The organism is Burkholderia sp. BCC1047 (assembly GCF_902833155.1).
In the GTDB taxonomy this organism is placed as follows: Bacteria; Pseudomonadota; Gammaproteobacteria; order Burkholderiales; family Burkholderiaceae; genus Burkholderia; species Burkholderia sola.
The window spans coordinates 193,013-206,553 of the sequence record NZ_CADFEH010000008.1 but is presented as its reverse complement, the minus strand read 5'-3'; the positions used below and the strand labels follow the sequence as shown (position 1 = coordinate 206,553).

Sequence of the window (13,541 nt, the reverse complement as noted above, 5' to 3'; positions counted from 1 at the left end):
GTCCGCGCACCGGGAATACGTCGATTGACGTATTCCGATCCTCAAATTGGCTTCCTACATTGCGTCCAACCTCGACCCAGCCCGCAGCGCTCCGCGCCGGGCACCCGATAAGGAGAACGTGATGTCCGCAGACGATCGACTCGATGACGATGGCCAGATGCCTTCGCCGCTGCGCCGGAAAATGCTCGGCGGTCTCGCCGCCGCGCCGCTGATGGCGCTGGGCCTGCCACGCGGCGCGTTGGCGCAAACGCCGCCCACGGCGAAGGTCAACACCACGGGCCTCGCGGTCACGGATACGACCGTGACGGTCGGCCAGCTCCACTCGGCCACGGGCACGATGGCGATTTCCGAAACCGGCTCGATCCAGGCCGAGCGCCTCGCGATCGAGCAGATCAACGCGATGGGCGGCGTGCTCGGCCGCAAGGTGCGGATCATTCAGGAAGACGGCGCGTCCGACTGGCCGACCTTCGCCGAAAAGTCGAAGAAGCTGCTGGAGAACGACCACGTCGCGGCCGTGTTCGGCTGCTGGACCTCGGCCTCGCGCAAGGCTGTGCTGCCGGTGTTCGAGAAGGACAACGGCCTGCTGTATTACCCGACCTTCTACGAAGGCCTCGAACAGTCGAAGAACGTGTTTTACACGGGCCAGGAAGCGACCCAGCAGATTGTCTGGGCGCTCGACTGGGCGTCGAACACGAAGAAGGCCAAGACCTTCTTCCTGATCGGCTCCGACTACATCTGGCCGCGCACGTCGAACAAGATCGCGCGGCGCCATATCGAACAGCATCTGCATGCGAAGGTGGTGGGGGAGGAGTACTACCCGCTCGGCACGACCGAGTTCGCGTCGCTGATGAACAAGATCAAGCTCGCGCGCCCGGACTGCATCTTCGCGACCGTGGTGGGCGGCTCGAACGTGGCGTTCTACAAGCAGTTGAAGGCCGCGGGCATCACGCCGCAGAAGCAATTCCTGCTGACGCTGTCGGTGACCGAGGACGAAGTGCTCGGCATCGGCGGCGACAACTTCGCGGGCTTCTATTCGTCGATGAAGTACTTCCAGTCGCTCGATAACGACAACAACAAGAAGTTCGTCGCGGCATTCAAGGCGCGCTACGGCCAGAAGTCGGTGATCGGCGACGTGACGCAGGCCGCCTATCTCGGCCCGTGGATCTGGAAGGCCGCCTGCGAGCGCGCGGGCAGTTTCGACGTGGACAAGGTGGTCGCGCATTCGGCCGGCATCGAAGTGGCGAACGCGCCGCAAGGCTACGCGAAGGTCGATGCGAACCATCACCTGTGGAGCCGCTCGCTGATCGGGCAGGGCCAGGCGGACGGCCAGTTCAAGGTCGTCGCGCAGTCGGAGCAGCCGATCCAGCCGAATCCGTTCCCGAAGGGCTACATGTAATCCGTCAACCGCAGCGGCGCGGCGGCCGATGACGCCGCCGCGCGAGGAGCGTTCGATGTCCGCTACCGATATTTTCAACATCACGCTGATGCAGGGCTTCGCCGGTCTGAGCCTCTTCAGCGTCCTGCTCCTGATGGGGCTCGGGCTCGCCGTGATCTTCGGCCAGATGGGCGTGATCAACATGGCGCACGGCGAATTCATGACGATCGGCGCGTATACGGTCTACTTGTTTTCGTGGTTTTCGCAGAACGTCTGGCACGCGCTCACGCCCGTGTATTTCTTCTTCGCGATTCTCGCGGCGTTCGCGCTGGCCTTCGCGGCCGGCTGGCTCGCCGAATGGGCGCTGATCCGCCATCTGTACAAGCGGCCGCTCGACACGCTGCTCGCCACCTGGGGCCTGAGCCTCGGCATGCAGCAGGTGTTCCGCTCGACCTTCGGGCCGAAGGAAGTGAGTCCGGCGCTGCCCGACTGGCTGATGGGTTCGTGGGAGCCCACGCCCGGCCTCGACATTCCGGTGAGCGGCATGTTCGTGATGGGCCTCGCGCTGCTGATGACGGGCGGCCTGCTGCTCGCGCTCTATCGGTCGCGCTGGGGCTTGCGCGTGCGCGCCACGGTCGCGAACCGGCCGATGGCGAACGCGGCGGGCATCAACACGCGGCGTACCGACCGCATGACGTTCGCGATCGGTTGCGGGATCGCGGGCGTGGCGGGTGCGGCCTTCACGGCGATCGGCTCGACGGGACCGACGAGCGGCTCGCTCTATATCGTCGATTCGTTTCTCGTCGTGACGTTTGGCGGCGCGGCGAGCCTGCTCGGTACCGTGGCGTCGGCGTTCGGCATCGCGCAGATGCAGTCGATCAGCGAGTTCTTTCTGTCGGGCTCGATTGCGCGCGTGCTCACGCTGCTGACCGTCGTCGTGATTCTGATGCTGCGTCCGCAGGGCCTGTTTGCGTCGAAGGTGCGGCGAGTTTAAGCGCGCGTTCATGCACAAGCGTCATTTACAGCTTCATTCGACTGGAGAGAGGAACATGGAACCCATCCAATCCGCGGCGGGCGGCGTATCCCCGCGATCCGGCCCGGGCGCGCCGTCGGCCGGCTGGCGCGTGCGCGTGGCGCGACTCGATGCGTCCGGCTACGCGGGCATCGTGCTGCTCGCGCTGCTGATCGTGGTCGTGTTTCCGCTCGCGCTCGACACGTTCCGCCTGAACCTGATGGGCAAGTACCTGACCTACGCGTTCGTGGCGATCGGCCTCGTGGTCGCGTGGGGCTACGGCGGCGTGCTCAGTCTCGGCCAGGGCGTGTTCTTCGGCCTCGGCGGCTACGCGATGGCGATGTTTCTCAAGCTCGAGGCGTCCGATCCGGCCGCCACGCACACGCAGACCACGCCCGGCATTCCCGACTTCATGGACTGGAACCAGCTCACCGCGCTGCCCACGTGGTGGAAGCCGTTTCACTCGTTGCCGTTCTCGATCCTCGCGGTGCTCGTCGTGCCGACCGCGCTCGCGTTCGTGATCGGCTACGCGATGTTCAAGCGGCGCGTGGGCGGCGTGTACTTCGCGATCATCACGCAGGCGGTCGCGCTGATTCTGTCGGTGCTGATCATCGGCCAGCAAGGCTATACGGGTGGCGTGAACGGCATCACCGACCTGCGCACGCTGCTCGGCTGGGACATCCGCACGGATCACGCGAAGCTCGTGCTGTATTTCGTGAACGCCGCGTTGCTGATCGGCGCGCTGCTCGCGTGCCGCTGGGTTCAGCGCAGCAAGCTCGGCACGCTGCTGCTCGCGATGCGCGACAAGGAAGACCGCGTGCGCTTCTCGGGCTACGACGTCGCCATGTTCAAGGTGTTCGCGTTCTGTCTCGCGGCGATGCTCGCGGCCATCGGCGGTGCGATGTTCACGCTGCAGGTGGGCTTCATGTCGCCTTCGTTCGTCGGCATCGTGCCGTCGATCGAAATGGTGATCTACGCGGCCGTCGGCGGGCGCATGTCGCTGGTCGGCGCGGTATACGGCGCGATTCTCGTCAATCTCGGCAAGAGCTGGTTTTCGGAGAGTTTTCCGAACCTCTGGCTCTATCTGATGGCGGCGATGTTCATCGGCGTGGTGATGGTGTTTCCGAACGGGCTGGCGGGTCTGTACGACGAGCATGTGCGCCCGCGCGTGCGGCGGCTGCTCGGCGCGGCGAACGAGGAGGCATGAAGCATGAGCAATACCGACTTTCTGCTCGCGATCGAAGACCTGACCGTGTCGTTCGACGGCTTCAAGGCGATCGATTCGCTCAATCTCTATCTCGAACGCGGTGAGCTGCGCGTCGTGATCGGCCCGAACGGCGCGGGCAAGACCACGCTGCTCGATCTCATCTGCGGCAAGACGAAGGAAACGGCGGGCAGCATCAAGTTCCGCAACGAGGAAATCACGCAGCTCGCGGAATTCCGCCGCGTGCGTAAAGGGATCGGCCGCAAGTTCCAGACGCCGTCGATTTACGAAAACCTGAGCGTGGCGCAGAACCTCGAAGTGTCGTTTCCGCGCGGCCGCAGCGTGTTCGGCGCGCTCGCGTATCGCGAGGACGCCGACGTGGCCGATCGCGTACGCGACGTGGCCGATGAAATCGGCCTCGCCGGCACGCTCGATCTGGAAGCGGGGCTGCTGTCGCACGGCCAGAAACAGTGGCTCGAAATCGGCATGCTGCTGATGCAGGACCCCGAACTGCTGATGCTCGACGAGCCGATTGCGGGCATGAGCGTGCGCGAACGCGAGCTGACCGCCGATCTGCTCGACCGCATCTGCCGCAACCGCTCGATGATCGTGATCGAGCACGACATGGCTTTCGTGGAGCGCATCGCGCACAAGGTCACGGTCATGCATCAGGGAAGGATTCTCGCGGAAGGGCCGATGGCGCAGGTGCAGGCCGATCCGCGCGTGATCGATGTCTACCTGGGCCACTGAGCCGGCAACCGAACGACAACACGGAGAACACATCATGCTGGAAGTCGACGATCTCGTCGTCAGCTACGGCCAGAGCGAGGTGCTGCACGGCATCGGCTTTGCCGTTGCGCAAGGCGAAAGCGTGGCCGTGATGGGCCGCAACGGCATGGGCAAGACGACGCTGTTCAAGGCGCTGATCGGCATGCTGCCCGCCAATCGGGGCACGGTGCGCGTGGCCGGCGCCGACGTTTCGAAGGACGAGAGCTACCGCCGCGTGTCGAAAGGCATCGGCTACGTGCCGCAAGGGCGGCAGATCTTCGCGTCGCTGACCGTCGAGGAAAACATCCAGACGGGCCTCGAAAACGCGCAGAGCCAGCGCGTGCCCGACGAACTTTACGCGTTGTTTCCCGTGCTGTTCGACATGAGAAAGCGCAAGGGCGGCAATCTGTCGGGCGGCCAGCAACAGCAACTCGCGATTGCGCGCGCGCTCGCGACCGACCCGAAAGTGCTGCTGCTCGACGAGCCGACCGAAGGCATCCAGCCGTCCGTCATCAAGGACATCGCCAAGGCGCTCAACCAGATTCGCACGAGCCGCCATATCGCCATCGTCGTGTCGGAGCAGGTGTTGAGCTTCGCGCTCGACGTGGCCGACCGCCTGTTCGTGATCGAGGGCGGGCGCTTCGTGCACCAAAGCACGCGCGATGCGGGCGACACCGGCCGCATCCGCGAATATCTGTCTGTCTGAGCGCGGCGCGGCGTTCGCGCGCCGCGCCGTATGTCAATCCGCGAACCCAGGAGCGAACGCCATGCCCGAGACTCTCATCAAGGTCGATCTGAACCAGTCGGCTTACGAAAACGAACAGGTGCACAACCGCTGGCACCCCGATATTCCGATGGCCTGCTGGGTCAAGCCCGGCGACGATTTCATCCTCGAAACCTACGACTGGACCGGCGGCTTCATCAAGAACGACGACAGCGCCGACGACGTGCGCGACATCGACCTGTCGATCGTGCACTTTCTGTCCGGCCCGGTCGGCGTGCATGGCGCGGAACCCGGCGACCTGCTGGTGGTCGACCTGCTCGACATCGGCGCGAAGGCCGATAGCCAATGGGGCTTCAACGGCTTCTTTTCGAAGACCAACGGTGGCGGCTTTCTCACCGATCATTTCCCCAGCGCGCAGAAATCGATCTGGGATTTTCACGGGGTGTACACGAGTTCGCGCCATATTCCGGGCGTGAATTTCGCGGGCCTGATTCACCCGGGCCTGATCGGCTGCCTGCCCGATCCGACGCTGCTCGAGACCTGGAACGCGCGCGAAACCGGCCTGATCGCCACCGCGCCCGATCGCGTGCCGCCGCTCGCGAATCCGCCGTTCGCGGCCACCGCGCACATGGGCAAGCTCGCGGGCGACGCGCGCGACCAGGCCGCCGCGCACGGCGCGCGCACGGTGCCGCCGCGCGAGCATGGCGGCAATTGCGACATCAAGGATCTGTCGCGCGGCTCGAAGGTGTTTTTCCCCGTGTACGTGGATGGCGCGGGCCTGTCGGTCGGCGACCTGCACTTCAGCCAGGGCGACGGCGAGATCACGTTCTGCGGCGCGATCGAAATGGCCGGCTGGGTGCATATGCGCGTGAATCTGATCAAGGGCGGCATGGCGAAATACGGTATTCGCAACCCCGTCTTTCAGCCCAGCCCGATCACGCCGACCTATAACGATTACCTCATTTTCGAGGGCATTTCCGTCGACGAGCACGGCGGCCAGCACTATCTCGATGTCACCACCGCGTATCGCCAGGCGTGTCTGAACGCGATCGAGTACCTGAAGAAATTCGGTTATTCGGGCGCGCAAGCGTATTCGCTGCTGGGCTGTGCGCCGGTGCAGGGGCATATCAGCGGCGTGGTGGACATTCCGAACGCGTGTGCGACCTTGTGGCTGCCCACGCAGATCTTCGACTTCGACATTCGCCCGAATGCCGACGGCCCGATCCGGCACATCCAGGGCGGCGTCGATCTGCCGTGTTCGCCGGATCTCGCGAACGCGTGACCGACACACTGAAACGACGCAGGAACAGGAGGCCGTCATGCCAATCTACGACTTCGAATGCGCGAGCTGCGGGCCGTTCTCGGTCATGCGTCGCATCGCGGATCGCGACAAACCGTGCCGCTGTCCGGACTGCGGCGCCGAAGGCGGGCGCGTCGTCAGCGCGCCTTCACTGGCGCTGATGGGAGGCGCGCGCCGCGCCGCACACACGACCAACGAACGTGCCGCGCACGCGCCGCGTCAGTCCGGCGACGGGCCGCCACTGCGCCATCGCGCCGGTTGCAGTTGCTGCTCGGGCGGCCCGGCGAAGCTCGCGGGCACGGCGTCGGACGGCCTCAAGCGGCCGGCGGGACGGCCGTGGATGATCAGCCACTAAGGTGTGCCGCGCGCGAGCCGATGCGCGAAGCAGCGGCCGTCGCGCGCGGCGTGAATGTGTTCAAGGAGGAAGCGTCATGCGACATGGTGATATTTCGAGTAGCCGCGACTGCGTGGGCGTCGCGGTGGTCAACTACAAGATGCCGCGTCTGCACACGAAGGCGGAGGTGCTCGACAACGCGCGCCGTATCGCCGACATGGTGGTCGGCATGAAGCAGGGTTTGCCGGGCATGGATCTCGTGGTGTTCCCCGAGTATTCCACGCACGGCATCATGTACGACCGCCAGGAGATGTTCGATACGGCGTCGACGATTCCCGGCGAAGAGACGGATATTTTCGCGGCGGCGTGCCGCAAGGCCAACGTGTGGGGCGTGTTCTCGATCACGGGCGAGCGCCACGACGAACATCCGCGCAAGGTGCCGTACAACACGCTCGTGCTGATCGACAATCGCGGCGAGATCGTGCAGAAGTATCGCAAGATCATGCCGTGGACGCCGATCGAAGGCTGGTATCCGGGCGACCGCACCTATGTGACGGATGGGCCGAAGGGCCTCAAGATCAGCCTGATCATCTGCGATGACGGCAATTATCCGGAGATCTGGCGCGACTGCGCGATGAATGGCGCGGAGCTGATCGTGCGCTGCCAGGGCTACATGTATCCGGCGAAAGAGCAGCAGGTGATGGTCGCGAAGGCGATGGCGTGGATGAACAACACCTACGTGGCCGTGGCCAACGCGACGGGCTGGGACGGCGTGTATTCGTACTTCGGCCATTCGGCGATCGTCGGGTTCGACGGGCGCACGCTCGGCGAATGCGGCGAGGAGGAAATGGGCGTGCAGTATGCGGAGCTGTCGCTCGGCATGATTCGCGACGCGCGGCGCAACATGCAGTCGCAGAACCATCTGTACAAGCTGCTGCATCGGGGTTATACCGGCACGATCAATTCCGGCGATGGCGCGAATGGCGTCGCCGAATGTCCGTTCGGCTTCTATCGCGACTGGATTGCGGATCCCGACGCCACGCGTCGCCGTGTCGAAGCGCTCACGCGCGCAACACCCGGCACGCCGGAATGTCCGATCGACGGCATTCCGCACGAAGAGTGAGTATGCGCGCCGTGGGCGTCGGGTGCTCATTGTGCGGCGGATGCGGCACGCCATTCAGGTTTTGCCGCAGCAACGAAGTCTTCGATGAGTCGCGCAACTTCGGTCGGCGCCTCTAGCGGCGCCAAGTGGCCGACGCCAGGAAGAATGTGCATGGTCGCTTGCGGAATACGCGGCAGCAGTTCCGTCCGCAATGTGACCACGCGATCCACCTGGTCCAGTTCCCCGGAGATGACGATCGTCGGTACGTCGATCGACGTTACCGCCGCACTGATATCTTCGCGCATCGCCACCTCCGGCCAGGCAGCTTTAGCCTGCGGCGCAGCCTTCAGGCTATCCTCGATGACCATTTCGCGGCAGGCGGCGTCGAGCGGTTTGGCGGTAAGTACGTGGTCGATAACGAATTCGACCGACTCGCGCGATTGATAGGCGCCCGTCAGCGTCGCTCGTTCTTCCGCGGAAAGCAGCATCGGTGAGGGTGGCGATGGCGCGACCAGCACAAGGCCTTGAAGCCCGTTCGGCCGTCGCGACGCGATGAACTGCGCGACCTTGCCACCCATCGAATGACCGACGAGTACGTAGCGTTGCAAACCCAGTGTCTCGATGACGCCCTCGGCGTCGGCCGCGAGATCGGCAATACCGTAGCCATCCGCCGGTGCATCGGACTTGCCCCAGCCCCGATGGTCAGTGGCGACGGTGCGATATCGGCTCGATAGCTGGTCTGTCACGCGTTGCCATGTCCGCGACGAGCCGCCGTAGTAATGCAGGAACACCAGGGCCGGGTCGCCTTGGCCGGCTTGGGTCACGTGGATTCGCGTGCCATTCGCTTCGATTTCCATTTGCGCTGCCTCTTCTCGGTTGGATGGATGAATCGTAGCGTCGCGCCTGCAATTTGATAATTGCACGCAGGATAGCGGCAGTCGATAATGATGTTATCGAATCAGGCGAGGGCGAAAATGGACCGATTGACCAGCCTTGGCGTGTTCGTCGCTGCTGTCGAAGAGGGCAGTCTGGCCGCGGCTGCGCGGCGCTTCGGGTTGTCGCCGGCGATGGCCGGGAAACACGTGAGTGCGATCGAGGCTCAACTGAATGCGCGACTTCTGCAACGCACCACGCGGCGTTTGAGCCTGACCGATATCGGCCAGACGTACTACGCTCGCAGCAAGCAAATTCTGGAAGCATTTGAAGACGCCAACCGGGAAGCGCATGATTCGCAACGCACGGCGCGCGGCGTTCTCCGCATTGCGGCGCCTGTCACGTTCGGTGCGATGCACTTGGGCGAGGTCACGGCCCGCTATCTCGAGGACCACCCGCAGGTCAACGTGGAAGTGCTGCTCGGCGACCGCTATGTCGATCTCCTGGAGGACGGCATTGACGTCGCCATCCGAATTGGGAGGCTGCAGGACAGCGAGCTCGTTACAAGTCGCATCGCGCCATGTCGAATGGTCATGTGCGCGTCGCCCGCGTACATCGAACGGCATGGAATGCCGCGTAAGCCGAGTGATCTGCTTCATGCACGGCGGCTCGTCTTCAGCGAGGCCGTCTCAGCCGGGGATTGGACATTATTCGATGCGAAGAACCGCGCGCATGTTATCGAAGGGCCTTGTCGAATCGCTGCCAACAATACCCAGATGCTTCTGTCTGCCGCGTTGGCGGGCGCCGGCGTCGCGTACGGCCCGACTTTCGTCTTCGGGGAGCATGTGCGACGTGGCGAGCTCGTCGCGCTACTGCCAGGCTACCGAGCAACCGAGTTGACGATACAGGCGGTCTACCCGAGTGCGCGGCGCATCCCGCTCAAAGTTCGACGGTTCGTCGACTACCTGACTGCAGCGTTGGGCAACGAGCCTCCGTGGGATCGGGGTATGAAGAGGTAGGTAGTGACAAGCCGCTACGCGCGATCGGTTGGCGCCGGTTCAAGTAGAAGTGGTTCCGAGTGCCGACATCAAATAATCGATCACCACCCTGACTCGCGTCGGTACGCGTCGACCGGCTGGATAGACGAGGTGGGTCGCCATGCGTTCCGGCTGAAACTCGGGCAGGAGGACTTCGACCTGTCCGGTATCGATTTCCGCTCCGAAAAGCCATCGTGGCGCCTGGGCAATACCGAGCCCGTGCAGTACCGCGGCGCGCACCTGCTCTGCGTCACCCGTCAAGAAAGACCCCTGAGGAACGCGATGAACGGTTTCCCGCCCGACCTTGAAGCGCCAAGGGCGGCGCTCATGGTTTCGAGCGAAGACGACGCCTGTATGTCCGTCCAGATCGGCCAGCCGGGCGGGCCTGCCTTTGGCTGCGATATAGCCCGGACTGGCCACGAGCAGCGATTCCGTCTCCGATAGTTTTCTTGCGGTCAGCGAGGAATCCACCAGCGGCCCGTGGCGGATCGCCAGATCCACGCCTTCCCCGACCAGGTCGACCTGTCGTTCGGATACGGATAATTCGAGCTCAACGTGCGGATAGTGCCGAAAGAACCCGGGAAGGAGTGGCGTCACGCACAGGCGGCCGTAGGCAGGCGCGGTCGTCAATCTCACCAAGCCTTGCGGAGATTGCTGTCGTGTCCCCACCGACGACTCCAGCGAATCGAAGTCCTCCATCAAGGGCTTGGCCGACTCATAGAACGCCTGGCCCGCCGCGGTGATCACCACCTGACGCGACGTTCGCAACACCAGCTGAGCGCCGAGATACTGCTCCAGCGCGGCAATCTGCTTGCTTACGGTTGGTTGTCCAATGCCTTCCTCTCGCCCCACGGCGGAAAAACTGCCGCATTCGACTAGTCGAACAAACAGGCGAATTGCATCCAGACGATCCATGAGATTCGTATCGATCCATTCTGTATTGGAATCGATGGTATGCCGGGAGACTGCGTTTCGGCAACAGGCGGACTTGTTTAAGTTACCGCCTGTGCAGTTACCGTCATCACTGTTTACCGCTGGAGAAACGCGTCATGAAAGCGATTTGCGTTACCGCTGAACGCTCGTTGGAAGTACGGGATATCCGGCCGCCGAGCCGGCCGGAAGCAGGCCATGTGCTGATCGACATGGAGGCATCTGCAATCAACCATGGCGACAAGATATTTTTGCGTGCGCGTGCTGACGATGGCAAAGCGCTGCCGGCGAGCCAGCACGGCGTGTGGGGCGCATCCGGTGCGGGGATGGTGGTGGCGACGGGTGCCGGTGTACCAGAGCGTTATATGGGTAGACGCGTCGCTGTCTACCGCTCGCTGAACCGTAGCGCGTACAACATCGGGCTTTGGTGCGAAAAAGCGCAAGTGCCTTACACGAGTTGCCTGATCTTGCCCGAACACGTCAGCGCACGGGACTATTGCGGGTCGCTGGTCAACGTGATCACAGCCTATGCGTTTCTCGAAACGATTAGCGAGGCCGGGCACCACGGCGTGATCGCCACGGCGGGGAACTCGGCAACGGGGCTGGCGCTCGCGGCACTCGCTCGTCAGAGAAATATGCCGGTCATCTCCATGGTGAGGAGCCAGGCTGCGCAGGAGGCGCTGCAACGCGATGGTGTCGAGCATATCGTGCGCGCCGATGAAGACTTTACCGACACACTTGGAAAGCTGTCCTCGGAGCTTGGAACGACGGCCGTATTCGATGGCGTGGGCGGTGCGCTGACCGGCCGGATGGCGGCCTGTCTGCCGTTGCACTCGTCCGTATATTTCTACGGCACGATGGCCGGGCCCGTTCCTTTTCCCGTGTCGGCTCCGCTCTTCATGATGAAAGACCTATCGATGCAGCGTTTCAGCAATTTCGAGAGCCGCACGGTGCGAGAGCATGAAAGGCTGGTGGCTGCGCTGAATGCGCTCGAGAGCGTGATCGGCGATCCCGTGTTCAGGACGCGCGTCGGTCAGGAATTCAGCTTCGATCTGATCGACGACGCCATGGCGTACGAGTCCGTCGACGGACGAAAGGCGATACTGACAAGCCGGTCGTGAAGCATCGATGGGGCGTATTGGTTATCAACTTCACAAGAAAACGCGCGCGGTCACGAGGCTCGCGCGCAAACTCGGAGAAGGGTTGCCAGGCGGACAATTCAATTACCGCTCGCCGCGACGGTGTTAGCTACCCCGGCGCAATCGCGCCGGTACTTCTGCATCAGGCGCGCCTGCGCCGAATCGATATCGTCGGGATAGCTGCTCTCGTCTCCGGACGACGGGTCGTAGCCGACGGACTCCAGCACGTTCAGTTCGTTGACGAGCTGTCGGTGGGAGACCGGGCCGTTCGTGTGCACGAACGGATAGTCATGGCATTGCGCCGACGTGAGTTTCGTCTCGGCATGCGCGGAGACGCTCGATGCGAGCATGGCGGCGCAGACGAGGTAACGGACGGGATGATGCATCTTCGGCTCCTGGATAGCGTTGGGTCGAGGCCGTACGGCAGGATGCCTGCGTCGGCCGCAAGATGAAGATTAGGGACAGCGGACTATCCAAGCAGCAGCGCGAGGATGAAACATGTTTTAGGAAAATCCGCATCGGGTCATGCATTGGCTGCCGCATGCACTGAAAGTTAAAGAATCCTTCATGCCTGTGTTCCCGGATGGTCAGGCGCAGCGGCGTATCGTCGAGCGATGGATCATTCGATGCCGCGCACCGCGCGGTGCGCACTGGGGGTAATGCAATGAAATCGACCGTCATGACGGCTGGACTGATCGCGCTGGCGTGTTCGTCGCTGCCGGCGTTCGCGAAGGTGCAGGGAACCGGGCTCGCGATCGCCGATGTGACGCTCGCGCACGCAAAAACCGAACATAGAGATCGTGCGATCGATGCCGAGCGCAATCTCGCGTCGCATCGCGCGGACAGATCGAGCACGCAATCGCACCAGGGCTGAGCTGCCCGACGTTCGAATCGATAGCGCGAGCCGCTACGGTTATCCGGTGACGCCGCCGGACGCATGAACGCGCGACTCCGGCCGAGCAACGAACATGACGGGCGCCTGCCGATGGCAGCGCGCCCGTCATGTTCGTTTACGAGCCGAAGAACGGCACGCAGAAGTCGGGCGGGCCGACACAATCGTCTGGGCCGTCGGGCCGCGCGGAGGCGCACCCGGACAACATGACGCTGACAGCCATCGCGACGAGTGCGATACGGGCGGAACGAGCGAGCAACGGACGAAGTTTCATGAAGTTTGAGCCATTCGGTGGACGGCTGGCGGCGCTGCCGGCGTGAGCCGGGCACCCCGCCCGGCCGCACGGTCGCGCGCATCAATGCGAATAGAGCGTGGAGTTCAGGTACTTGAGTTGTCCGTCCTGTTCGGCGTGCACGAGCTCGGCATGGACCTCGGCGCGCGTCTTTTCATGAATCAGCTGGCCGTAGGGCGGCACCCATTGGCCGGCAGCCTGAGTGCCTGGCACGCCGTCCTTGGTGGCGGCCGGGGAGATCTGCACCGGCCGGCTGCCGGTCAGTGCAAACGCGGGAACGGACAGCGTGCCGATTGCGGCGAGCAGGGCAGTGGCGATGACGTTGGCGGTTTTCATGTTGGGAGTCCTCATGATGATTGAACGGGTTCATCCACCGGCGCGGCGTGTCGGTGTCGCGCACGGGTTGAGGACAAGCATAGGGGGCGGACATTAGCGGATCGGCATACGCAACGTGAAAAGAAATTCATGCATCGGCGCGCAGTCGCGGCGGCATGAAACCGGCATGTCGTGAAGCGTTCCGCGCGATCGGGCCGACGTAAAAAACGGCACCCGTCGTCGC

16 protein-coding genes are annotated in these 13,541 nt (G+C 63.5%); 12 read left to right on the top strand and 4 right to left on the bottom strand.

Features of this window, described 5'->3' with window-relative positions:
- Positions 1–121 precede the first annotated feature (121 nt).
- The 8 genes from urtA (at position 122) to HWX55_RS11750 (ending at position 7,840) form a co-directional block, all read left to right on the top strand.
- Positions 122–1,396, top strand: a complete 1,275-nt coding sequence (gene urtA, locus HWX55_RS11785; protein ID WP_175975727.1) for an urea ABC transporter substrate-binding protein — start codon at positions 122–124, stop codon at positions 1,394–1,396.
- Between the two features lie 55 nt (positions 1,397–1,451).
- On the top strand, positions 1,452–2,369 hold the full coding sequence (gene urtB / locus HWX55_RS11780; protein WP_011875582.1) for an urea ABC transporter permease subunit UrtB: 918 nt from the start codon (positions 1,452–1,454) through the stop codon (positions 2,367–2,369).
- Between the two features lie 55 nt (positions 2,370–2,424).
- Positions 2,425–3,594, top strand: a complete 1,170-nt coding sequence (gene urtC / locus HWX55_RS11775; RefSeq protein WP_175975726.1) for an urea ABC transporter permease subunit UrtC — start codon at positions 2,425–2,427, stop codon at positions 3,592–3,594.
- A 3-nt stretch (positions 3,595–3,597) separates the two neighbouring features.
- Positions 3,598–4,341, top strand: coding sequence for an urea ABC transporter ATP-binding protein UrtD (gene urtD / locus HWX55_RS11770; RefSeq protein ID WP_175975725.1), 744 nt, complete (start codon positions 3,598–3,600; stop codon positions 4,339–4,341).
- Positions 4,342–4,375: 34 nt separating this feature from the next.
- A complete protein-coding gene (gene urtE, locus HWX55_RS11765) occupies positions 4,376–5,065 on the top strand; it encodes an urea ABC transporter ATP-binding subunit UrtE (protein WP_175975724.1) in 690 nt (229 codons plus the stop codon).
- A 61-nt stretch (positions 5,066–5,126) separates the two neighbouring features.
- The gene (gene fmdA, locus HWX55_RS11760) at positions 5,127–6,365 is read left to right on the top strand and encodes a formamidase (protein WP_175975723.1); all 1,239 of its coding nucleotides are present in this window, start codon (positions 5,127–5,129) and stop codon (positions 6,363–6,365) included.
- Positions 6,366–6,402: 37 nt separating this feature from the next.
- Entirely contained in the window at positions 6,403–6,738 is a 336-nt protein-coding gene (locus HWX55_RS11755; RefSeq protein ID WP_175975722.1) for a zinc ribbon domain-containing protein, read from the top strand.
- 76 nt (positions 6,739–6,814) lie between these two features.
- Complete coding sequence (locus HWX55_RS11750) at positions 6,815–7,840, top strand: aliphatic amidase (protein WP_175975721.1); 1,026 nt, start codon at positions 6,815–6,817, stop codon at positions 7,838–7,840.
- Between the two features lie 26 nt (positions 7,841–7,866).
- On the opposite strand, the gene HWX55_RS11745 is transcribed toward HWX55_RS11750, so the two are convergent.
- The gene (locus tag HWX55_RS11745) at positions 7,867–8,676 is read right to left on the bottom strand and encodes an alpha/beta hydrolase (RefSeq protein WP_175975720.1); all 810 of its coding nucleotides are present in this window, start codon (positions 8,674–8,676) and stop codon (positions 7,867–7,869) included.
- A gap of 117 nt (positions 8,677–8,793) precedes the next feature.
- On the opposite strand from HWX55_RS11745, the gene HWX55_RS11740 reads away from it, so the two are divergent.
- Positions 8,794–9,711 (top strand): LysR family transcriptional regulator, encoded by a 918-nt coding sequence (locus tag HWX55_RS11740; protein WP_175975719.1) that lies wholly within the window; start codon positions 8,794–8,796, stop codon positions 9,709–9,711.
- 39 nt (positions 9,712–9,750) lie between these two features.
- Here the strand turns inward: HWX55_RS11740 and HWX55_RS11735 are convergent, their stop codons facing one another.
- Positions 9,751–10,644, bottom strand: coding sequence for a LysR family transcriptional regulator (locus HWX55_RS11735; protein WP_175975718.1), 894 nt, complete (start codon positions 10,642–10,644; stop codon positions 9,751–9,753).
- Between the two features lie 134 nt (positions 10,645–10,778).
- Here HWX55_RS11735 and HWX55_RS11730 point away from each other — a divergent pair, with 134 nt between their 5' ends.
- A complete protein-coding gene (locus HWX55_RS11730) occupies positions 10,779–11,780 on the top strand; it encodes a zinc-binding dehydrogenase (RefSeq protein ID WP_175975717.1) in 1,002 nt (333 codons plus the stop codon).
- A 98-nt stretch (positions 11,781–11,878) separates the two neighbouring features.
- Here HWX55_RS11730 and HWX55_RS11725 read toward each other — a convergent pair whose 3' ends face one another.
- Complete coding sequence (locus HWX55_RS11725; RefSeq protein WP_175975716.1) at positions 11,879–12,184, bottom strand: DUF4148 domain-containing protein; 306 nt, start codon at positions 12,182–12,184, stop codon at positions 11,879–11,881.
- Between the two features lie 293 nt (positions 12,185–12,477).
- On the opposite strand from HWX55_RS11725, the gene HWX55_RS11720 reads away from it, so the two are divergent.
- Together HWX55_RS11720 and HWX55_RS11715 are read left to right on the top strand one after the other, a co-directional pair.
- Positions 12,478–12,672 carry a hypothetical protein gene (locus tag HWX55_RS11720; protein WP_244140540.1) on the top strand — a complete coding sequence of 65 codons (195 nt, stop codon included), beginning with the start codon at positions 12,478–12,480 and terminating at the stop codon, positions 12,670–12,672.
- Positions 12,673–12,800: 128 nt separating this feature from the next.
- The gene (locus tag HWX55_RS11715) at positions 12,801–13,010 is read left to right on the top strand and encodes a hypothetical protein (protein WP_175975714.1); all 210 of its coding nucleotides are present in this window, start codon (positions 12,801–12,803) and stop codon (positions 13,008–13,010) included.
- 35 nt (positions 13,011–13,045) lie between these two features.
- Here the strand turns inward: HWX55_RS11715 and HWX55_RS11710 are convergent, their stop codons facing one another.
- Positions 13,046–13,318 (bottom strand): DUF4148 domain-containing protein, encoded by a 273-nt coding sequence (locus tag HWX55_RS11710; protein WP_175975713.1) that lies wholly within the window; start codon positions 13,316–13,318, stop codon positions 13,046–13,048.
- Positions 13,319–13,541: the final 223 nt, after the last annotated feature.